This window comes from Xenorhabdus littoralis (assembly GCF_033949345.1).
GTDB classification, from domain to species: Bacteria; Pseudomonadota; Gammaproteobacteria; order Enterobacterales; family Enterobacteriaceae; genus Xenorhabdus; species Xenorhabdus littoralis.
Window position 1 is genome coordinate 1 of sequence record NZ_VCDP01000099.1, and the last position, 21274, is coordinate 21274.

Annotated in this window: 22 protein-coding genes and 1 tRNA gene; 9 read left to right on the forward strand and 14 right to left on the reverse strand. The window is 42.8% G+C overall.

Annotated features, from left to right (window positions below):
- The first annotated feature begins 66 nt into the window (after window positions 1–66).
- Window positions 67–153: transfer RNA gene (locus FE394_RS17255), tRNA-Leu, on the forward strand.
- A 105-nt stretch (window positions 154–258) separates the two neighbouring features.
- On the opposite strand, the gene FE394_RS17260 is transcribed toward FE394_RS17255, so the two are convergent.
- The 5 genes from FE394_RS17260 to FE394_RS17280 form a co-directional block, all read right to left on the reverse strand.
- Window positions 259–540, reverse strand: coding sequence for a DUF1435 family protein (locus tag FE394_RS17260; protein WP_319927586.1), 282 nt, complete (start codon window positions 538–540; stop codon window positions 259–261).
- A 100-nt stretch (window positions 541–640) separates the two neighbouring features.
- Window positions 641–2080 carry an alkaline phosphatase gene (gene phoA, locus FE394_RS17265; RefSeq protein ID WP_319927587.1) on the reverse strand — a complete coding sequence of 480 codons (1440 nt, stop codon included), beginning with the start codon at window positions 2078–2080 and terminating at the stop codon, window positions 641–643.
- A 221-nt stretch (window positions 2081–2301) separates the two neighbouring features.
- Window positions 2302–3795, reverse strand: coding sequence for an aldehyde dehydrogenase family protein (locus tag FE394_RS17270; RefSeq protein ID WP_319927605.1), 1494 nt, complete (start codon window positions 3793–3795; stop codon window positions 2302–2304).
- Window positions 3796–3810: 15 nt separating this feature from the next.
- Window positions 3811–4191, reverse strand: a complete 381-nt coding sequence (locus FE394_RS17275; RefSeq protein ID WP_319927588.1) for a cupin domain-containing protein — start codon at window positions 4189–4191, stop codon at window positions 3811–3813.
- Between the two features lie 80 nt (window positions 4192–4271).
- On the reverse strand, window positions 4272–5573 hold the full coding sequence (locus FE394_RS17280) for an NAD(P)/FAD-dependent oxidoreductase (RefSeq protein ID WP_319927589.1): 1302 nt from the start codon (window positions 5571–5573) through the stop codon (window positions 4272–4274).
- Between the two features lie 383 nt (window positions 5574–5956).
- Between FE394_RS17280 and uriH the strand changes: the two genes are divergently transcribed.
- Entirely contained in the window at window positions 5957–6907 is a 951-nt protein-coding gene (uriH, locus tag FE394_RS17285) for a uridine-preferring nucleoside hydrolase UriH (protein WP_319927590.1), read from the forward strand.
- A gap of 88 nt (window positions 6908–6995) precedes the next feature.
- Here uriH and FE394_RS17290 read toward each other — a convergent pair whose 3' ends face one another.
- On the reverse strand, window positions 6996–7781 hold the full coding sequence (locus FE394_RS17290) for a sulfite exporter TauE/SafE family protein (RefSeq protein ID WP_319927606.1): 786 nt from the start codon (window positions 7779–7781) through the stop codon (window positions 6996–6998).
- 216 nt (window positions 7782–7997) lie between these two features.
- Window positions 7998–8168, reverse strand: a complete 171-nt coding sequence (locus FE394_RS17295; protein ID WP_419836359.1) for a helix-turn-helix domain-containing protein — start codon at window positions 8166–8168, stop codon at window positions 7998–8000.
- A 218-nt stretch (window positions 8169–8386) separates the two neighbouring features.
- Between FE394_RS17295 and FE394_RS17300 the strand changes: the two genes are divergently transcribed.
- On the forward strand, window positions 8387–8599 hold the full coding sequence (locus FE394_RS17300) for a helix-turn-helix domain-containing protein (RefSeq protein WP_319927592.1): 213 nt from the start codon (window positions 8387–8389) through the stop codon (window positions 8597–8599).
- Window positions 8600–8636: 37 nt separating this feature from the next.
- On the opposite strand, the gene sugE is transcribed toward FE394_RS17300, so the two are convergent.
- Window positions 8637–8951 carry a quaternary ammonium compound efflux SMR transporter SugE gene (gene sugE / locus FE394_RS17305; protein ID WP_319927607.1) on the reverse strand — a complete coding sequence of 105 codons (315 nt, stop codon included), beginning with the start codon at window positions 8949–8951 and terminating at the stop codon, window positions 8637–8639.
- 215 nt (window positions 8952–9166) lie between these two features.
- Window positions 9167–9733: an elongation factor P gene (efp, locus tag FE394_RS17310; protein ID WP_319927593.1), complete on the reverse strand. Its 567-nt coding sequence runs from the start codon at window positions 9731–9733 to the stop codon at window positions 9167–9169.
- 40 nt (window positions 9734–9773) lie between these two features.
- Here efp and epmB point away from each other — a divergent pair, with 40 nt between their 5' ends.
- Window positions 9774–10802 (forward strand): EF-P beta-lysylation protein EpmB, encoded by a 1029-nt coding sequence (epmB, locus tag FE394_RS17315; protein ID WP_319927594.1) that lies wholly within the window; start codon window positions 9774–9776, stop codon window positions 10800–10802.
- Between the two features lie 261 nt (window positions 10803–11063).
- Here the strand turns inward: epmB and FE394_RS17320 are convergent, their stop codons facing one another.
- The 4 genes from FE394_RS17320 to FE394_RS17335 form a co-directional block, all read right to left on the reverse strand.
- Window positions 11064–11405 (reverse strand): DUF4156 domain-containing protein, encoded by a 342-nt coding sequence (locus tag FE394_RS17320; RefSeq protein WP_319927595.1) that lies wholly within the window; start codon window positions 11403–11405, stop codon window positions 11064–11066.
- A 159-nt stretch (window positions 11406–11564) separates the two neighbouring features.
- Complete coding sequence (gene groL / locus FE394_RS17325) at window positions 11565–13211, reverse strand: chaperonin GroEL (RefSeq protein ID WP_319927596.1); 1647 nt, start codon at window positions 13209–13211, stop codon at window positions 11565–11567.
- A gap of 55 nt (window positions 13212–13266) precedes the next feature.
- Complete coding sequence (locus FE394_RS17330) at window positions 13267–13560, reverse strand: co-chaperone GroES (RefSeq protein WP_319927597.1); 294 nt, start codon at window positions 13558–13560, stop codon at window positions 13267–13269.
- A 177-nt stretch (window positions 13561–13737) separates the two neighbouring features.
- Complete coding sequence (locus FE394_RS17335; RefSeq protein WP_319927598.1) at window positions 13738–14277, reverse strand: FxsA family protein; 540 nt, start codon at window positions 14275–14277, stop codon at window positions 13738–13740.
- 389 nt (window positions 14278–14666) lie between these two features.
- Between FE394_RS17335 and aspA the strand changes: the two genes are divergently transcribed.
- Both aspA and FE394_RS17345 read left to right on the forward strand, forming a co-directional pair.
- On the forward strand, window positions 14667–16091 hold the full coding sequence (aspA, locus tag FE394_RS17340; protein WP_319927599.1) for an aspartate ammonia-lyase: 1425 nt from the start codon (window positions 14667–14669) through the stop codon (window positions 16089–16091).
- A gap of 74 nt (window positions 16092–16165) precedes the next feature.
- A complete protein-coding gene (locus tag FE394_RS17345) occupies window positions 16166–16504 on the forward strand; it encodes a hypothetical protein (RefSeq protein WP_319927600.1) in 339 nt (112 codons plus the stop codon).
- A 50-nt stretch (window positions 16505–16554) separates the two neighbouring features.
- On the opposite strand, the gene FE394_RS17350 is transcribed toward FE394_RS17345, so the two are convergent.
- Window positions 16555–16725, reverse strand: a complete 171-nt coding sequence (locus FE394_RS17350; protein ID WP_319927601.1) for a hypothetical protein — start codon at window positions 16723–16725, stop codon at window positions 16555–16557.
- Window positions 16726–17181: 456 nt separating this feature from the next.
- Here FE394_RS17350 and FE394_RS17355 point away from each other — a divergent pair, with 456 nt between their 5' ends.
- The 3 genes from FE394_RS17355 (at window position 17182) to dicD (ending at window position 21098) form a co-directional block, all read left to right on the forward strand.
- On the forward strand, window positions 17182–18483 hold the full coding sequence (locus FE394_RS17355; RefSeq protein ID WP_319927602.1) for an anaerobic C4-dicarboxylate transporter: 1302 nt from the start codon (window positions 17182–17184) through the stop codon (window positions 18481–18483).
- Between the two features lie 218 nt (window positions 18484–18701).
- Complete coding sequence (locus FE394_RS17360) at window positions 18702–20501, forward strand: protein-disulfide reductase DsbD (RefSeq protein ID WP_319927603.1); 1800 nt, start codon at window positions 18702–18704, stop codon at window positions 20499–20501.
- Window positions 20502–20519: 18 nt separating this feature from the next.
- Window positions 20520–21098, forward strand: coding sequence for a division control transcriptional repressor DicD (gene dicD / locus FE394_RS17365; protein ID WP_319927604.1), 579 nt, complete (start codon window positions 20520–20522; stop codon window positions 21096–21098).
- Window positions 21099–21274: the final 176 nt, after the last annotated feature.

The following is a 21274-nucleotide window of genomic DNA, read 5'->3' on the forward strand; positions in this document are numbered from 1 at the left end:
AAGTCCCCCCCTTCGCACCAAATCAGATAACTATCGGTTGAACAAATTGGATAAATGGCAGTACCTGCGAGGGTGGCGGAATTGGTAGACGCGCTAGCTTCAGGTGTTAGTGTCCTTATGGACGTGGGGGTTCAAGTCCCCCCCTTCGCACCACTGTTTCATTATCCTTATCCTTCAGTTTCCTTTCCTTCAGTTCTGTTTCCTTAATTTTCCTTGTTTAATCCTCTTTACTGAGCATTGGCTAAGCATTCATTTGCTTTAAAAATATCCCAGATAACGGAAGCTGCCAAACAAGCTGCACATAACGGCAATACCGGCAGGGAACAACAAGAAATGACGTGCATTGCGATGTAACAGTAATACAAGCGTCAGAAGCAGAGCGACCTGAATACTGATTTTAAACTGTTCGACTCCTGCTCCCGCAAGGGCTAATACTGACACAACTAACGCAGAGACGATCAGGCTGGATAACAGTATTCCCCAGAATCCCGTCATGCTTTGCCAAAAGATCAGCTTTAAGCTCCGCTTTGCACTAATCATAATAAAATCTACTCATAATAAACCCCACATCAAATGATAATGATTATCAATATCAAGTATAGTGGCAATTTAATCATACGCAGAAAATAAATGACAGAAATTATTGTTTCAAATTCATCGCATCACGTATGGTAAAGAACAGATCCGTTTGATCAGTCAAACCCACAACATTGGCAGCATGTGGGCCATAAGCGGCAACACGTAACTGTGTCCCGGTGTGCTCTTGACTGTCTCCTTCTGAATTACCGTAGTTTACTGTCATGACTGCCCCATCTTTAGTAATCAGCGAGCGGGTTAAACCGGGTGATTTAACATCCGGCTCAATAATCTGGCTGGAATGAGCATGATCAGCCGTAACAATCACTAAAGTATCTCCATGCTCTTTCGCAAATTTAAGACCAACTTGTACGGCCTTATCTAAAGCGACAGTTTCACCAATTTGCGCACAAGGATTCGCATTATGATCCTGTTTATCAATCGAAGCGCTTTCTACTTGCAGGAAAAAACCATTTTTATTTTCTTTGAGTAAATCAATGGCCTTTTCTGTCATCTGTGCCAAAGTCGGTGCGTTGGGATCTAATTTTGAATTCACTTCGCACTTCACGGGTTTCTCATTGATATTTCCGTGATAAACCGCTTTTGGTCCTTCCCATGCCACATCCATATTTCCACCATGGAACAAACCTAACAAAGGACTTTGCTGATCAACGCTTTTAATAGCCACCAGCGATTTTTCATCGGTTACCCATTGATAACCTTGTTCCAGTGCCTGCTGCTGCAATGTTTTTCCTTTATTAATTCCCATTACCGATTGTTGGGTAAATGATTTTGATCCTCCCCCTAAAGTCACATCAGCGCGAGCGACCAGTAATTGCTCCGTAATAGAGCCTTTACCACCATTTTCTAAGGCATCGCCCGAACATTTCTTCGACGTTTCTTCCGGGCCGTAGCATTTACGATTCATGATATGGGCATATAAAGCCGCTGGAGTTGCATCCTGAATTTCAGACGTAGTAACGTTCCCCGTTGCTTTACCGTTCTTTTTAGCCAGTTCTAAAAGAGATTGATGAGCGTTGCCAAAAACATCAATACCTAACGCCCCATTGTAGGTTTTTACGCCTGTAGCCCAAGCCGTGGCAGAAGCCGCTGAATCGGTAACATAGTTGGGTTTTTGCGTTTTTTTATCCAGCGAATAGTGGGTATATTGCCCGGTAAATGGCAAGGCATCGATTCCTTGCAAAGATCCGCCTGCCCCTTCGGCGTAATTACGGGCAATGGTAATCTCAGAGTCCCCCATACCATCGCCGATAAACAGAATCACATTCTTCGCTTTGTGACTGCCCAAGGCGGCTTTAAGTGCCTCTGTTTGATCCTGCTTCAAACGACGGGCACCACCAAATTCGGTAATATTGCCTTGTGCTGTACGCTGTTGTGCCATAATGTGATTTGACTCGCTGGCAGCCCATGCAGGAACAGTCATTCCTGATATCAGTGCAGAAACCACAATAGCAAGCAGCTTTTTTTCATAATTACGCGACATAGGGTTTTCCTTGCAATCAGACCGGATAAATAGAATTAACAATTATCATCTTGAGTTGCTTGGATAATAGATATGTCACATGACAGTTATTTGAACCAGTGACGACATTCTTATGACAAGACATGTTTTTGCAAAGAAACAATAAAGCAGAACGCTACAGCAGCCAAAGACCGTGCAACGCTCCATCAATAGCGCTTTGCCTATACAGCGACTCTATTTCATCAATAACGCATCATGACTGATTTCAGTTCTGTATAGTGTTCAATGAATGCACTACCAAACTCGCGGCCAATTCCTGAAGATTTCATACCACCGAATGGAACCGAGGGATCTAATAATGTATGCATGTTGATCCATAAAATACCCGCGTCAATACGAGGGATCATACGCATCGCTTTGCTCAAATCATTAGTCCACAAACTGGCAGATAAACCAAATGGCGTATCATTCATCATGCCAATTAACTCTTCCTCATCGTCGTAACTGAGGAAAGCGCCAATCGGCCCGAATGTCTCTTCTTTCATTAACGTGTCTTCGGTACTCTTTGCCCTGACTATCGTTGGAGCGACAAAATATCCCGGCCCTTCCAGTGCATGGCCTCCGTAGACAATTTCACAACCTTCTTGGCGCGCTTTCTCAAACAAAGAGAGGATTTTTTCGTAATGCTCCCTGTTTGCCAATGGCCCCATCTCGGTTGATTCATCAAGAGGAGAGCCTATTTTCATTGCGGACAAACGCTCAGAGAGTAATTCCAGAACCGCTTCTATATGAACTGATGGAATATAGAAACGTTCCGCAGCTGCACAAATTTGTCCCTGATACACATATCCCGCTTCCAATATGCCATCGACAATTCTTTCAACGGTCATATCAGCCAGGAAAGCGGCTGCGTTTTTTCCGCCAAGCTCTAATGTCGTGCGCTTCAACCCCTGTCCCAAAGCCAACTTCCCAACGCTTATTCCCGTTGGAACAGATCCTGTGAAAGTGACTTTGGCACATTGAGGATGGCCAATCAGGGATGATCCAAGACGAGCGCCTGAACCATTGATGATATTGATAACACCATCTGGGATACCTGCCTCTTTTGCCAGTTCAGCAACACGAAGTAGGGTTAAAGGGGTATATTCGCTGGGCTTGAGCACTATCGTACAACCACTGGCAAGTGCTGCACCCAATTTCCAGATAGCAATCATGATGGAGAAATTCCACGGAATAATTCCGACAACAACTCCTATGGGTTCGCGACGGGTAAAGGCGGTATATTTCTCCCCTTTAAACGATGGCAATGAAACATTCAGTGTTTCACCACTGATTTTGCTCGACCATCCTGCAAAATAACGCAGATAATCGGCGGATGCTCCCACATCCAACATGCGGGATAATTGGATGGGTTTACCGGAACATAAACTTTCCAGTTGGGCCAACTCTTCGCCATTTTTTTGCAGCAAATCAGCCAGTCGGTTCAGACAATTTCCCCGTTCCAGAGGAGACGTTTGTGCCCATACACCGTGAAAAGCGTCTGATGCCGCCTGCATTGCCTGATTAATTTCTGCCTCTACTCCTTGATTAACCGTAGCGATTGTTTCACCAGAAGCAGGATTAACGATAGAGAAAGTTTCATTTCCCTGACCAAGAACAGAGACTCCATTTATATAATGACCGTGAGTACGTTGCAGAAAAGCCGTAACGGACTCCAGCAAATTAATTTCACTCATCATATCTTCCTCTGTCTAGCCGGGCATTTGCCCATTTATACAAGCCATATAATGTTTGACGAAACGCTCACTCGTAATGTCCCACAATACTTCAGTCCCTTTTGCTGCAAACCACGAATCACCTTTATGATATTCAATCGTCACGCCTGTTTTGACATCAGTCAATTTCACGGAACCTTCATGAACTGTTGCCATTTCGTCAAAGGGATAAGTCATTTTGAATTTACCTTTAGTACAGGCAAAAATACCGCAGGTCAGATTATCCGTTGGCTCTCCGTGGATCATGGCTCCACTCGCCTGTGGATCACCTTCCACCACAGTAGAACCAAGATTGGTGACACTGCCGATTGGCATTAATTCAGGAAGTGCTTTATCTAACATTAATGGTTTTATCATGACTTTTACCTTTCAGTATTTACCGTTCAAACAATACCGTTCAAAAATGAAGAAAAGAAAAACACGAAACAAAGATAAAATTACAGACGCCCCGCCCAATAACCTGAAGCTTGGTGCCAAATCTTGCCAGCAGAGAAAAGGACATTTCTCAATTTATCTTTCCCGATAACATTGAGATGTGGAATCGAACTCAGCAACGAGTAACGATCAGAGCCTTCGCTCATCCCCTCAGCCAAAATCTTGCAAATAATGTGGCTCGGTGTCACACCAAAACCCGAATAACCCTGAACATAGAACACATTTTTATGGTCAGGCAGGGAACCAATTTGCGGGAATAAATTAACGCTGCAACATAATGGCCCACCCCACGCCAGTTCTATTTTTACATCTTTCAGATAGGGGAAGGTTTTCAGCATGACACTGCGGTTCCACTCTTTTAAATCGGAAGGTATATATTCAATAAACCGTGTCGCACTACCGTATAACAGGCGATTTTCTTTAGTCACACGATAGTAGTCGATGACAGGGCTTATATCACTGTATGCTCCACGAATCGGGCTGATCCTTTCGATAAGTTCGTCTGACAGTTCTTCTGTCATCAACTGGAAAGCATAAGTATTGATAGTTTTTCTATAAATAGTCGGTTCAAGCCCATTCAAAAATCCATTACATGCCCACAGCATTTTATTGGCACGAACGGAACCCATTCCAGTGCGTACTGTAACTCTTGGGCCATACTCCACATCCAAAACCTGACTGTTTTCGAAAATTTTGACGCCATATTCCGTGGCTGCCTTGGCTTCTCCTAACAGCAAGTTAAGCGAATGAACATGGCCACCTCCCATATGGGTTAATGCACAGGTATAGCGATCTGAACCAATCACTTTTTTAACATCAGCACCGGTATAAAGCTCGATTTCTTCATCGGGTGAAGCCACTCGGAATTCTTTCAACCACCCACCCAGGGTCTTCTCATGACGCGGATTCCAGCCAAGGTAAGCATAGCCACGACAAAAATCAGCCTGAATATCATATTTAGCGATTCGATCCTGAATGATTCCAGCTCCCAAGCTACTGATTTTAAATACGGTTTCTAAACCTTTCTCACCGATATGGCGCTTGATTTTCTCTAAATCATGACCAATCCCTGTCATCACCTGACCACCATTGCGACCTGTACCGCCATATCCCAACGTCCGGCCTTCCAAGATCGCAATATTAGTGATGCCTTTTTCAGCGAGTTCCAATGCTGTATTGATACCGGAGAAACCACCACCAATGATAACAACATCAACATCAAGATCTTCTTTCAGCGTTGGAAAGCGCAGATCATATTTCTTAGTTGCCGCATAGTATGTTAATGAATCTATTTGATTATTCATGCTATACCCCGTGAGAATCTGTTTAACTCCTGATGATTACAGCCAAGTTATCTGCTTTTATCAGAAGTGCTTATCATGTCCGATGAATATTGGTTATTCCGGTGTATTAATAAAGCAATAAAGATCTAAAATATTAATAAGTTAATGATAATCAATGAAATCTATATCAATACCTTTTCCACATTGCACATATATGAATCATATGTACTTAAAATGCTCAAATCATTTATTGTTTATATGTTAATTAAATCACATTTGTGAAATAGATTATTAACAATTAATAAAATTACATGGTCGTTTTGTGATAATCAGCTGAGGATTTTTTCTGGTAGTGAATTATTCTGAGGATAGATATTTGCATTTAGTCACTAAAAGGAAAAAGTATGCTCTCCAAGAAAATTATCCTTGATTGCGATCCCGGACATGATGATGCTATTGCTCTCCTGCTTGCCCACGGAAACCCTAATATTGAACTGCTGGCTGTTACAACCGTTGTCGGCAACCAAACTCTGGATAAAGTAACCCACAATGCCCTTTGTGTCGCCCGCATTGCTAATATTCACAATGTTCCTTTCGCAGCAGGATGCCATCGGCCACTTGTGCGGGAGATCAAAACTGCACCGGAAATTCATGGTGAAACTGGCTTGGATGGCCCTATTTTGCCTGAACCAGCGATGAGGCTGGATGCTCGTCACGCAGTTGATTTAATCATTGATGTCATTATGGAAAATCCACCTAAAACCGTCACTCTTGTCCCAACAGCGGGTTTGACAAATATTGCCATGGCAGCTCGCAAAGCGCCGCATATTGTTGAGCGGGTAAAGGAAGTCGTATTAATGGGCGGGGGTTATCACAAGGGTAACAGAAGTGCGGTTGCAGAATTCAATATTCTGATCGACCCGGAAGCCGCGCACATTGTTTTTAATGAAAAATGGCCGCTGACGATGGTCGGATTAGATCTCACTCATCAAGCCCAAGCGACACCTGACATTATTGAGGCCATTTCCCAGATTGGCACACATTCTGCTAAATTCGTTTTAGATGCACTGAAATTTTATGGAGATAGGTATCGTGAGAGTCAAGGATTTGGCTATCCTCCGGTACATGATCCCTGCGCAGTAGCTTATGTTATCGATCCTACTGTCATGACAACGCAAAAAGTCCCTGTCGATATTGAGCTGGCAGGAGCTTTAACAACAGGAATGACTGTTGCAGATTTTCGTTATCCACCACCCGAAGATTGCCATACGCAGGTCGCCGTTAAATTGGATCACACCAAATTTTGGCAGTTAGTGATTGATGCCCTGAAAAATATTGGAGAAACCACTTACTGATCCCAAAAACCAGTTTGCCTCAGCAATGATACAGAATATGTTCTCTGACCATTAAGACAGCCACTCGTCTCAATGGTCAGAGGAACGTCTATCCAATCAATCGAATTCCCATCAGAACAGCACTGCATAAGATCAGAAACAGCGTGGCATATTGAAATGCTTTATCGGGCAAGCGCTTCATTAAATACTTGGAAAAGGGAATCGCCAACAAAGAGCCGACAAACAACACCAGTGCCAGTTCCCAATAGGTATGACCGCCATGTGCATAAGCAAAAGCAGATGAACCAGATAGCATCATCGTGACAAAAAGCGAGACGCCAATCGCTTGTTTAATATTCATCTGTGCATAACGTAGCAACAATGGCAACACCACTACACCGCCCCCGACTCCCGTTGCCCCCAGCACTAATCCGGCACCTGTGCCGGGAAGCAAAAGGGACTTAATGAAGCCCGATTGCATATATGTCTGGCTGATTTGTCTTTCCGGCTGACGTATTCGACAATAAAAAAGATAAAGAGAAAACAAGATAGCCAATACAACCAATAAGTTTATCCCCCATTCAAGCTGCACCTGACTATGGTTTATATGGCTCAGTATTGTTACTCCATAACTCGCCAGCATTGTACTGGGGATCATGATCAGCAAGATCGTCAAGGATTGGCGCAGGGGGATATTCCCCATACGGAAATGCATATAAGAAGATGATATTTTCATCAGCATTGAAAGAAGATTTGCCGTTGCTACTGCGGACAATGCATCCAATCCAAAAAAATAAATTAAGATCGGCAAAACTATCACTCCACCACCGACTCCGGTGGTGCTGATAATTAAACCAACAATAGCCCCAATCACAAGTTCAGGGATCAATAATATCATCTCTTTTCCGGCTAATATCTAATCAAGGCTTATTCGCTCACCAAATCTCACAAAGCATTATCCTATAATATGAGAAAAGCAAATATCATATTCAAAAACAGAATATGTGTTTCAAGAACGTGTTAAAAGCAAAGTCTCGATAGAAGCACCGAATAGATAATCAATTGATTGATTTTACTATTGATTGATTTTAATATTGATTGTTAATTAGCCTTAATGGAGAGAATTTGTTGTTTCAAAATCGAATAATTCGTTCAGATCAATCTGCAATCCATTGGCGATCACATAAATAATTTCTAGGGTAGGATTCCTGACCCCACGCTCAATACCGCTGACATAAGTACGATCCAATCCGCACTTATCGGCAAAAGCCTCCTGCGACATCCCTGATTCTTTTCTGAGATATCTGATTCTCTGCCCGAAAAGGCATCTTATGCTGTTCGATTTTTTCATCCGATAAGTATCGATTCGTGTTACTTATCAGACCACGGACTATGAGTCACGTTTTTATCTTAGTTATGCTATGATATGTGACTTATAGTCTACTGATTAATTACTTACTTTTTAATTGAAAAAATAATAGATAATTGGAGATATTAAGAATGGAAAAACAAGACTGGCATTCAGCCGATATCATTGCTGAGTTGAAAAAACGCGGAACAACATTGTCAGAAGTATCACGAGCAGCAGGATTAGCATCCTCCACCCTTGCCAACGCATTACAAAGACATTGGCCAAAAGGGGAACGTCTTATTGCGGCAGCGCTGGAACTCACGCCAGAAGATATCTGGCCTTCGAGATATGAAGGAAAATGATTATAAATAGAACCCAGCCCAACGCTGGGTTCATTAATCAGCTAGCTAGTTTCAAGCCAATAATCCCCAAGACAATCAAACCCAAACTCAGTACTCTGGCAAAATTTGCTGATTCTCCCAGCACCATGATACCGAAAATTGCCGTTCCCACTGCACCAATGCCTGTCCACACTGCATATGCAGTGCCCGTCGGTAAAGTTTTCATGGCATAGGCCAGTAATCCTACACTGACAGCCATCGCACTGATGGTAATTAAACTCGGTATTAAACGTGAAAAACCTTGGGTATATTTCAGGCCTACCGCCCACACAACTTCCAATAACCCTGCAATAATAAGGATCAACCAAGACATGACGTTCCCTTTATTTGATGATTTTATCTGATGATGAATGGGGCCGTCCCCAATAAGATGACGTTTATCCGGGTCGTCCCGAATAACGGTGAGAAGTGAAACTGAATTATAGCTATCTACTTTGGTGGCTTCAATGGTGATACCAATGGAATACAACAAAAAAGCCGCAGCCTCTAGACTAAGGGGCTGCGGCTTTTTCAGAATAATAAACGCGATTATTTCACGCGAGAAACGTATTCGTTAGAACGGGTATCAACTTTAATGACTTCACCAACCTGTACAAACAGAGGCACTTTAACTACTGCACCCGTGCTCAGAGTAGCAGGTTTACCACCAGTACCCGCGGTATCACCTTTCAGACCCGGATCAGTTTCAACAATTTCCAGTTCAACAAAGTTTGGGGGAGTTACAGAAATAGGACGGCCATTCCACAGGGTCAGAATACACTCTGCCTGATCAATCAGCCATTTTACATTGTCACCAACGGCTTTCTCATCCGCAGCCAGCTGCTCGAAAGTTTCGTTGTTCATGAAATGCCAGAATTCACCGTCGTTGTACAGATAAGTCAGGTTCATATCCATGACATCTGCACTTTCAACGGAATCTGTTGATTTAAAGGTTTTTTCCAGCAGTTTACCGGAAATCAGTTTACGAAGACGAACACGGGCAAACGCCTGCCCTTTACCTGGTTTAACAAATTCACTGTCCAGAATAGCGCACGGCTCGCCATCTAACATGATTTTAAGACCTGAACGGAATTCATTGGTACTATAAGTAGCCATGGAGATCCTCTAATTTTTAACAAAATGGCATAGCCAAAAAATGGCACACATTATAACCCATATTCACCCCGTCAGAGAAGTCTGGCTACAACAACTTGCAGATGTTATTACCGATCCCGATGAGTTGTTGCAATTATTGTCTCTAAACACACACGTCATGCTAAAAGAAGGCAATGAAGCGAAGCGTTTGTTCCCTCTGCGTGTGCCAAGATCGTTTGCAACACGAATGAAAGAAGGTGATCCCCGCGATCCTTTGCTATTGCAAGTCCTGACTGCCCGGGAAGAGTTTACTGTAACGCCTGATTTTTCCACTGATCCGTTGGATGAACAACGTAGTGTCGTTCCCGGTCTCTTACACAAATACCGCAATCGGGCGCTGTTATTAGTCAAAGGGGGATGTGCGGTCAATTGTCGTTATTGCTTCCGGCGTCATTTCCCTTATGAAGATAACAAGGGCAATAAAAATAACTGGCAGCTCGCTCTGGATTATATCGAACAACATCCTGAGCTTGATGAAATTATCTTTTCCGGCGGTGATCCACTTATGGCAAAAGATCATGAACTGGATTGGTTAATCAGCCGTATTGAATCTATTCCACATATTAAGCGATTGCGGATCCATACTCGCTTACCCGTTGTGATCCCAGAACGAATCACTCTTTCACTGTGTAACCGTTTAGCACAGTCCAATTTGCAGGTGATCATGGTGACCCATATTAATCATGCAAATGAAATTGATGACACGTTCCGGGAAAGTATGACGCGGCTGAAACAGGCTGGCGTGACACTTTTAAATCAAAGCGTGCTCCTGCGTGATATCAATGATAATGCAGATACTCTGGCTGATTTAAGTAATGCGTTATTCAACGCCGGCATTCTGCCTTACTACATCCATGTGCTGGATAAAGTTCAAGGTGCCGCTCACTTTCTGGTAGGTGATGAAGAAGCAAAAGTCATCATGAGAGAATTATTGACGAAAGTATCCGGTTATTTGGTTCCACGCCTGACAAGGGAGATTGGTGGAGAACCAAGCAAGACACCACTGGATTTAGGATTGACACAAAACTAGTGATATTTATCATGCCAGCCAATCACTGATTCGGCCAATACCATCTTTTAAAATCTTCTGGAATGGGCAGCGCACAGAAACCAAACGTATATGTCACTCATCATGCTTTATGGCTGATGTTCCACTGCGTTTTTTCTGAGCCTTGCCCAAACTGATTTGCTACTGACCCCATCGATTTTTTACACCTGCATACAGCTTACATGGCGGAAACAACACCATTCTATCTATGGGGCTATTAACGTCCTATGGGGCTATTAACGTCTAAGGACACTTATAGACCTGACCAATCATTTTGCTATCCAGAGGCGCAAAACTCCCCAGCAGATTCTCCGATGGACTGTTTACGCCATAAATGACGTTTCCACCAATTTCAGCCGCCTTATTGCGTAAGTCATTGGCGGCACTGCGCATAGAACTGCTTTCATTGCTAACACCATTGAGCCAGTTACTTTGAGTACCAACAACCTCACCTAACCGCTGACATTCGCTGCCCGGCTGACTCTCCACAAAACGTACATCAGCGCCAGCAGAGGTTAATTGATGAGTTGTTGTACAACCTGCCAGCAACAATACTGACGCACCAAGCCAAATTTTAATTCGCATATCTTTCCTCATTGGTTATAGGAATTTCTACCACGATGATAAATGTACCCTTTTGAATTCAATTAAGATAAAAAAATAAAAAGGCGAGCAGTTTTTTCTGCTCGCCTTCAACGTTTTTATCCTATCGGATGGATAATTCCATCGGCAGGACGAACAGCATTACATCATGCCGCCCATTCCACCCATACCGCCCATGCCACCAGCTGCACCTAAGTCAGCTTTGTCATCTTTAGGCAGGTCAGTCACCATTGCTTCCGTGGTGATCATCAGACCCGCGATAGAGGCTGCGAATTGCAGTGCTGAACGGGTTACTTTGGTTGGGTCCAGGATACCCATTTCGATCATGTCGCCGTACTGTTCAGTTGCAGCGTTATAACCGTAGTTGTTTTCACCTGCTTTCACGTTGTTTACAACAACAGATGGTTCTTCACCTGCGTTGTCTACGATCTGACGCATTGGTGCTTCCATCGCACGCATTGCAACACGGATACCTACGTTCTGATCTTCGTTGTCACCCGTCAGATTAGCGATAGCGTTAGCTACACGAACCAGAGCAACACCACCACCAGCAACAACGCCTTCTTCTACTGCCGCACGAGTTGCGTGCAGAGCATCGTCAACGCGAGCACGTTTTTCTTTCATTTCAACTTCAGTCGCAGCGCCGACTTTGATTACAGCAACACCGCCAGCCAGTTTAGCTACACGCTCTTGCAGTTTTTCACGGTCATAGTCAGAAGTAGATTCTTCGATTTGCTGACGGATTTGAGTCACACGAGCAGCAATTGCGCCTTCTTCACCTACACCGTCAATAATGATTGTGGTGTCTTTGTTGATAACAATGCGTTTTGCCTGACCCAAATCTTCCAGAGTTGCTTTTTCCAGCTCCAGACCGATCTCTTCAGAGATAACAGTACCGTTGGTCAGAGTCGCGATATCCTGCAACATTGCTTTACGGCGGTCACCGAAACCAGGTGCTTTAACCGCAGCAACTTTCACGATACCACGCATGTTGTTAACAACCAGAGTTGCCAGTGCTTCACCTTCAACATCTTCAGCGACGATAATCAGAGGCTTGCTTGCTTTAGCTACGCCTTCCAGAACTGGCAGCAGTTCACGGATGTTGGAAATTTTCTTGTCAACCAGCAGGATGTATGGGTTTTCCAGTTCAACAGAACCTGATTCTGGTTTGTTGATGAAATAAGGAGACAGGTAGCCACGGTCGAACTGCATACCTTCAACAACATCCAGCTCGTCTTCCAGGCCCGTACCTTCTTCAACGGTGATTACACCTTCTTTACCGACTTTGTCCATCGCTTCTGCGATCAGTTTACCAACAGTCTCGTCGGAGTTTGCAGAGATTGTACCAACCTGTGCAATTGCAGTGGAATCAGAGCAAGGTACAGACAGTTTTTTCAATTCTTCAACAGCTGAAATAACGGCTTTATCGATGCCGCGTTTCAGGTCCATTGGGTTCATGCCGGCGGCAACAGCTTTCAGACCTTCGGTGACGATAGATTGAGCCAGTACAGTTGCTGTAGTAGTACCATCGCCCGCTGCATCATTGGCTTTAGAAGCGACTTCTTTAACCATCTGAGCACCCATGTTCTCGAATTTGTCTTCCAATTCGATTTCACGTGCTACAGATACGCCATCTTTAGTGATAACAGGCGCACCGAAAGATTTATCCAAAACTACGTTACGGCCTTTAGGACCCAGAGTCACTTTAACTGCATCAGCCAGTACATTCACACCGCGCAGCATTTTGCTACGAGCATCATTACCAAATTTTACGTCTTTAGCTGCCATTGTTTCTTTCCTTTAAATTCGTTCAATTAAGAAGATCTAAGCGTAAGAGATTCAATTACGCTTCAACAATTGCCAGAATATCGCTTTCAGACATGATCAACACTTCTTCATTGTCGATCTTTTCTGCTTTAACGCCGTAACCTTCATTAAAAATGACGGTATCACCCACTTTGACATCAAGCGCTTTCACTTCCCCATTTTCAAGGATGCGACCATTGCCGACAGCCAGAATTTTCCCACGGGTAGATTTGCCCGCAGCAGAGCCAGTCAGAACAATACCGCCAGCGGATTTTGATTCAACTTCTGTACGCTTGACGATGACGCGGTCATGTAATGGACGAATGTTCATTGATAGATCTCCTATAAATAAAGTCCATATCAGGTAAGAGGATTGATACTAGAACCCAACAGAACCAGTACCATGAAGCTACAAATTGGGGCTTAAGATTGTGACTTCAAGGGGTAGGTGGCAAAAAATATTTTACTTTTTTCTTATCCCATGGAATTTTCACCAAAGCAGTCACAATTATTTTTTATGATGTCCACTGTCATGCTCATCATGACTTTTCTGAATATCTGGTTTCTGGTTATCCAATGTATAGGAAGCGTCATCGTTCCTGCGCTCATACTCGCCCTCAAAAGTCTGACTGTTCTGTCCATAACCACTGCCCGGGCCATGATTATCTGAGCCATTAAAAATGTTCGGACGATAAAAATTAATATGAGGCAATAACTTTGCTGTCAGGAGTTTTTGTACAGGGGACAGTAACAACAGCAATCCGAGAAAATCGGTGAAAAAACCAGGCAATATCAGCAAAAACCCTGCTATGACCAGAGAAATACTTTTAACGGCTTCTTCCGCAGGACTTTCACCGGCTACAATTTTTTGCTGCATTGACATAAAATTCTTGATGCCCTGATTACGTACCAGAGAAACACCAAGACAAGAGGTAAGAATCACCAGTATCAGAGTCAGCAAGACTCCGACTTCAGAAGCAATTCGAACAAACAGGACTGATTCTATGTAAACCAGCAGGCATATAAGAATAAGTGGGAGCCAGCGCACGTGGTTCTCCTTTCATTATTTATCGTCAACACTATTTATCGTCACACTATTATCATCACACTATATGTATATGTGAATATGAACATGTGAGTCCATAATGTCAGGTTAGATAACGTTATGTGGGGATGACGGTAACGATTTTCAATACTTTGGTAACTTGACTTTTAATCTCTGTAATCGTGACCTCAGTCACACATATGTCATTTCATTAATAAAATAGCACTATAAAGTGATCCAGGTTCAGGCATTTCTAATAAATCCACATATGATCGCGCTCCAACAATTCCATGATAAGTGGTTAATATCAGAGTAGTTGTTGCCGGCAACATTAATTCTCAACAAACACATAATAGAACAGTAAAAAACGTATCCAATTTAAGAAGGTTCTCATGTCAAATAACATTCGTATCGAAGAAGACCTGTTAGGTAAACGAGAAGTCCCCGCTGAAGCCTACTATGGTATTCACACTCTACGTGCGATTGAAAATTTTTATATCAGTGACCGTACTATCAACGATGTCCCTGAATTCATCCGTGGCATGGTGCTGGTGAAAAAAGCCGCCGCACTGGCAAACAAAGAGCTCCATACTATCCCTGGAAAAGTGGCAGACATTATTGTCAAAGCATGTGATGAAGTCCTTTACATGGGTAAATGCATGGATCAGTTCCCTGTTGATGTTTTTCAGGGTGGTGCAGGTACCTCACTGAACATGAATACCAATGAAGTACTGGCGAATATTGGCCTTGAATTGATGGGACATCAAAAAGGTGAATATGAGTACCTGAATCCGAATGATCACCTGAACAGAAGCCAGTCAACCAACGATGCTTACCCTACTGGCTTTCGTATTGCTGTCTATAACTCACTGATGCAATTAATGGATTCTATTGAATTGCTGAAAGCAGGCTTCGACAAAAAAGGCGTTGAGTTCGATGACATCCTGAAAATGGGCCGTACCCAGTTGCAAGATGCGGTTCCAATGACTCTGGGTCAAGAATTCCGTGCTTTCTCCATGCTGTTGAAAGAAGAAATCAAAAACATCACCCGTACAGCGGAACTGTTGCTGGAAGTCAACCTCGGCGCGACAGCGATAGGTACTGGATTGAACACCGCACCAGGTTACCAAAAACTGGTTGTTGAAAAATTGGCCGAAGTCACAGGATTACCTTGCCTGCCTGCGGAAGATTTAATCGAAGCCACTTCCGACTGCGGCGCTTACGTTATGGTTCACGGGGCGCTGAAACGTCTGGCAGTGAAGATGTCCAAAATTTGTAACGACTTGCGTCTGCTCTCCTCCGGTCCTCGTGCCGGCCTGAATGAAATCAATCTGCCAGAATTGCAGGCTGGTTCTTCTATCATGCCAGCTAAAGTGAATCCGGTTGTGCCGGAAGTTGTTAACCAAGTTTGCTTTAAAGTCATTGGTAACGATATCTGTATCACAATGGCAGCAGAAGCAGGCCAGTTACAGCTTAACGTAATGGAACCCGCGATTGGTCAGGCTATGTTTGAATCTATGACTATTCTGGGCAACGCATGCCGCAACTTGGTTGAGAAGTGTATCGACGGCATCACCGCTAACAAAGAAGTGTGCGAAAGCTTCGTATTCAACTCTATCGGTATCGTGACTTATCTGAACCCATTCATTGGCCACCATAATGGCGATATCGTGGGCAAGATCTGTGCTGAAACCGGCAAGAGTGTCCGTGAAGTCGTGCTGGAGCGCGGTTTGCTGACCGAAGCTGAGTTAGATGATATTTTCTCCGTTGAGAACCTAAAACATCCAACTTATAAAGCAAAACGCTTTGATGACTAATTAAATCATTATAATAACGAGTTCGTCTTAATTTCTAAGGCACGCAATTCCAACCGGAAGCGTGCCTATAACTTTTGCTATTTTCAACCCCCAATCAAATAGCTATTATCATATTCATCATAATAGGTATCAACCTATATGAATTCACAGTAGGCTATTTCATTACAGCTAAATATCATCTAATCACAAAAGAATGCTTAATAAAAATTATTAAATTACCAATCATTTATTCTGAAATTTTAGGTGTGTTTTTTAAAGGCAGTGATATCACATTAAATTCAATATTTATTTCCATGCTAGAAAATGTCAAAGGCGCTTATAGCGTTCTTGGCATGATGGTTATTGGAATTACCCTATCTTCTTTTTATAAGATAGAGATTGATTGGAAATTTTCATTTTTTTCAATACCATGAAAACATCTAATATACCCTGTTGTTGGAATATCATTCTTTTATTATATCATTCAAGTTCCCGATGATTTATTAACTGTAATAGCATTAATGTTAGCCACCCCTATGGCTGGTAATGTAGTTGTTATTGCAAGCAACCTTAATTTACATCCTGAAAAAGCTGCTTTTTCAGTCATGTTAAGTACAATGCTTGCCGTTATTACTGTCCCCATTTCTATAGTCATGTTTGGCAATCTTATCAGTTGATATTAACCATCATTTTCAGAATTACACCCATTTAAATGGAAGTCAAAAAAATAATATGAACTATAATATAGTTCATATTATAGCAACCAAAACAATATTACACACTTCGCAGTTTTGCATATTAAATGCAACATGAAATTTACATTAAAACCACTTATGATTATTTAATGAAAAATTCTATTTTTTAAACTATAACCGACCTTTATATCAAAAATAAAACGTAATTTATACTTATAAAAATACAAAAAGGTTGTGTTAAAACAATATTTAATGATGTAATCTCTATTAAATTAATCAATAAATAAAAACATTCGACATATAAAGTGAATTTTTCTGATGATGGCTAAATATAATACAAAGTTTTTATCTTTACTAATCATACAAAAATTTAACAATAAATTTTCACAACATTAAAAACTCAAGGGGTACGTAATATGTTAGCCGTAGAATTAATTATCGTTCTGCTGGCCATTTTTTTGGGAGCGCGATTAGGGGGAATTGGTATTGGCTTTGCTGGAGGACTTGGGGTCTTAGTTCTATCTACAATCGGTGTCAAACCGGGAAGTATTCCATTTGACGTTATTTCAATCATCATGGGAGTTATCGCTGCTATTTCTGTTATGCAAGTCGCTGGAGGGCTAGATTATCTGGTTCAACAAACAGAGAAACTACTGCGCAGAAATCCGAAATATATCACTATCCTCGCACCAATCGTCACTTATTGTTTGACGCTGTTGGCTGGAACAGGGAATATCTCTCTAGCAACACAACCCGTCATCGCCGAAGTAGCAAAAGAACAAGGCATTAAACCATGCCGACCACTATCAACAGCTGTCGTAGCCGCACAAATTGGGCTCACCTCTTCGCCAATCTCCGCCGCAGTCGTCTATATGTCTTCTATTATGGAAGGGCGGGGTATTAGCTATATTCAAATGTTGATGGTAATCATTCCCTCGTCGTTTGCTGCGGTTATTTTGATGTCATTCATCGTCTCGTGGTTTTTCGATGCCAAATTGTCTAACGATCCTATTTACCAAAAACGCCTTGCGGATGGCCTCGTTGAACTACGCAGCAGTCATAAAATTGATATCAAACCAAAAGCTAAACTCTCTGTACTGCTGTTTCTATTAGGCGTAATAGGGATTGTTACTTATGCGATTATTAATAGCCCAAGTATTGGCTTAATCGAAAAGCCACTTATGAATACCACCAGTGCGATCCTTATCATCATGTTAAGTATCGCTACTCTCACAACTATTGTTTGTTCTGTTAATACCGATGCTATTTTAAATTCAAGTACCTTTAAAGCGGGAATGAGCGCATGTATCTGTATTATGGGAGTCGCATGGTTAGGGGATACATTTGTTCAAGCTAACATGGATTGGATCAAGGAAACTGCGGGAAGTTTGATTCATGCTCAACCATGGCTGCTGGCAGTCATTTTCTTCTTCTGTTCAGCTTTGCTCTATTCACAAGCAGCTACAGCGAAAGCTCTGATGCCAATGGCACTGGCGCTGCATGTTATGCCATTAACTGCGATTGCGTCTTTCCCTGCGGTTTCGGGCCTGTTTATTCTGCCAACTTATCCTACTCTGGTTGCAGCCGTACAGATGGATGATACCGGAACCACCCGTATCGGGCGTTTTGTATTCAATCATCCGTTCTTTATTCCGGGTACTATTGCCGTTGTATTGGCCGTCACATTCGGTTTTCTGTGGGGTGGTATCATCTTATAACTTTACAATACCCATTATTTTTATTTGAATAACGTTATCTCGGGGGCAGACAAAGCCCCTGAGATATCCTCCCGCCTTAAAATCTTTTCCTGTCAAAAACACAGCATTGTCTTAATATTAGGCAAGTGGCTTTCTGCCATGAGCATCATCGGTTATAGTGCAAACTCTGATAAATTTCACAAATCAAACCTACGATACAGGCAGGTTAAAGATTACTTATGATGAAACGTATTCTTATTTTGTTTCTGCTGTTCAGCAGTATCGCTTTTTCTCCTATTAAAGCCAGCGCACTGTTTGAGCAATCCGGACAAAACGCCTACCTTCCCGCTGATCAGGCATTTATGTTTGATTTTCAGCAACAAGGGAATAAACTCACCCTGAACTGGGATATAAAACCGGGCTATTACCTCTATCGCCAACAGTTCAGCATCATTCCCACCCAAGCGGCGTTAGGTAAAATTGTGTACGCCAACGGGGTTGATCATGAAGATGAGTTTTTTGGTAAGACCGAAGTTTATTTTCAATCAGCACGTATTGATATCCCGATCCTGTCAGCTACCAACGATTCCTATCTTCAGGTCACTTATCAGGGATGTGCGGAAGCAGGTTATTGTTATCCCCCTGAAACCCTGAGCGTCCCCTTACAAGCCGTTGTTGCTTCAATATTACCAAATGTTGGCACCGCAACATCACCCGCTCTTGATACGACGGAGATAGCAACACCGCAAGCATCATTATCTGCCAAAGAAACATTATCCACTGAAGAAGCATCTCAGCCGGAAAACACCCATGACGTTCCATTTTCACCGCTATGGGCACTATTGATTGGTATTGGTATCGCTTTTACCCCTTGCATACTGCCAATGTATCCACTGATTTCCAGCATAATTCTGGGACAGAAGCGTCCTGAAAGCCTGAAACGCATCTTTTGGCTCGCCTTGAGTTACGTTCAGGGAATGGCACTCACTTATACTGTACTCGGATTAGTCGTTGCTGCGGCTGGTTTACAATTCCAGGCTGCTTTGCAAAATCCATACATTCTGATCGGATTATCAGTACTGTTTATTCTGCTCGCCTTATCCATGTTCGAACTATATACATTGCAACTTCCGTCTTCTGTCCAAACACGTTTAGTGGATTGGAGTAACCAACAGCGAAGCGGCTCTTATATTGGCGTATTTGTTATGGGAGCCTTGGCAGGGCTAATCGCATCCCCCTGCACTACCGCGCCGCTCAGTGCCATTCTCCTCTACATTGCCCAAAGCGGTAATACGCTGGTTGGTGGCCTGACCCTTTACCTTTACGCACTTGGCATGGGTCTGCCACTTATTGCCGTCACTTTATTCGGTCACAAACTTCTGCCTCGCAGTGGCCCGTGGATGCAATATGTTAAAGAAGCTTTCGGGTTTATTATTCTGGCACTGCCGGTATTCCTGCTGGAGCGGGTACTTGGTGATGAATGGGGGATAAGATTGTGGAGTATGCTGGCGGTTTCCTTCCTTATCTGGGCTTTCGCATTAACCTTAAACAGCCAAAAGGGCTGGTTGCGTACATTACAAATAATCTTGCTGGCATTGGCTCTTATCGCTTCACGACCTTTGCAAGATTGGGTATGGGGAAACACAGCGACAGAGTCGCAAAAAACATCAGTAAAATTCCAACAAGTCAGCAATTGGCAGGAATTAAGTCAGATTTTAGCTGAAAATCGCCACCAACCCATTATGCTGGATCTGTATGCAGACTGGTGTGTAGCCTGTAAAGAGTTTGAAAAATATACTTTTAGCGATCCACAAGTGCAGACACAATTGAGTCAATTTGTCTTGTTACAGGCTAATGTTACGGATAACGGGCCAAAACAGAAAGAATTGTTGCAAAAATTGAAGGTACTGGGGCTTCCCACTATCTTATTTTTTGATATTGAAGGAAAAGAACCCACCGATTCGCGAGTCAATGGATTCATGAATGCAGAACGTTTTAGCCAACACATACAGCAAATACAATCTCTACAACAAAAATAATCTGGAAGGAGAACCACAGTGCAACGTGAAAATGTTCTTAGCCATGTTCTGGACTCACTGGAGCAACACGGCTTATCTACATCACTGGAGACGCTTTTAGCTCCTCTTGATATTGATATTGATATTGACCACATAAAACATTTTTGGCCTGATCGTGAAGCCTTGCTCTACGATTGCCTGCGTCATCACAGTCAACAGATTGAAGTCTGGCAGCGCCAAACGCTGCTGGACGAATTCTTGAGCCCTGAACAAAAATTACTGGCACGTTTCGATATCCTGAAAGAAAAAGTGCAAAACGGGCGTTATCCGGGCTGCCTGTTCATTGCCGCTTGCAGCATTTTCCCTGATGCGGATCACCCGATCCATCAACTGGCCGAATTACAAAAGCAAAACTCTTTCCATTATACAGTAGAGCTCTTACAGCAACTCGACATTGACGATGACGCACAAGTTGCCAAACAGATGGAGCTTATCCTTGAGGGATGCCTGAGTAAGCTGTTAGTGAAAAGAGAGCTGGAAGATGTACTCACAGCAAAACTGCTGGTGCAAGATATTCTAACTATCGCCAAATGCCGAAAAAATGGTGCGTTAAGTTAATAAAAAGCAGTCAAAGCTGAATAACCACACTAAATTGGTATAAAAATACAGCAAACAATCAGTTTTAATTATTTTTTCGCAAAAAGTATTTGACGGATTAGGCTGAATACGGTTTAATGCGCCCCGTTGCCCGGATAGCTCAGTCGGTAGAGCAGGGGATTGAAAATCCCCGTGTC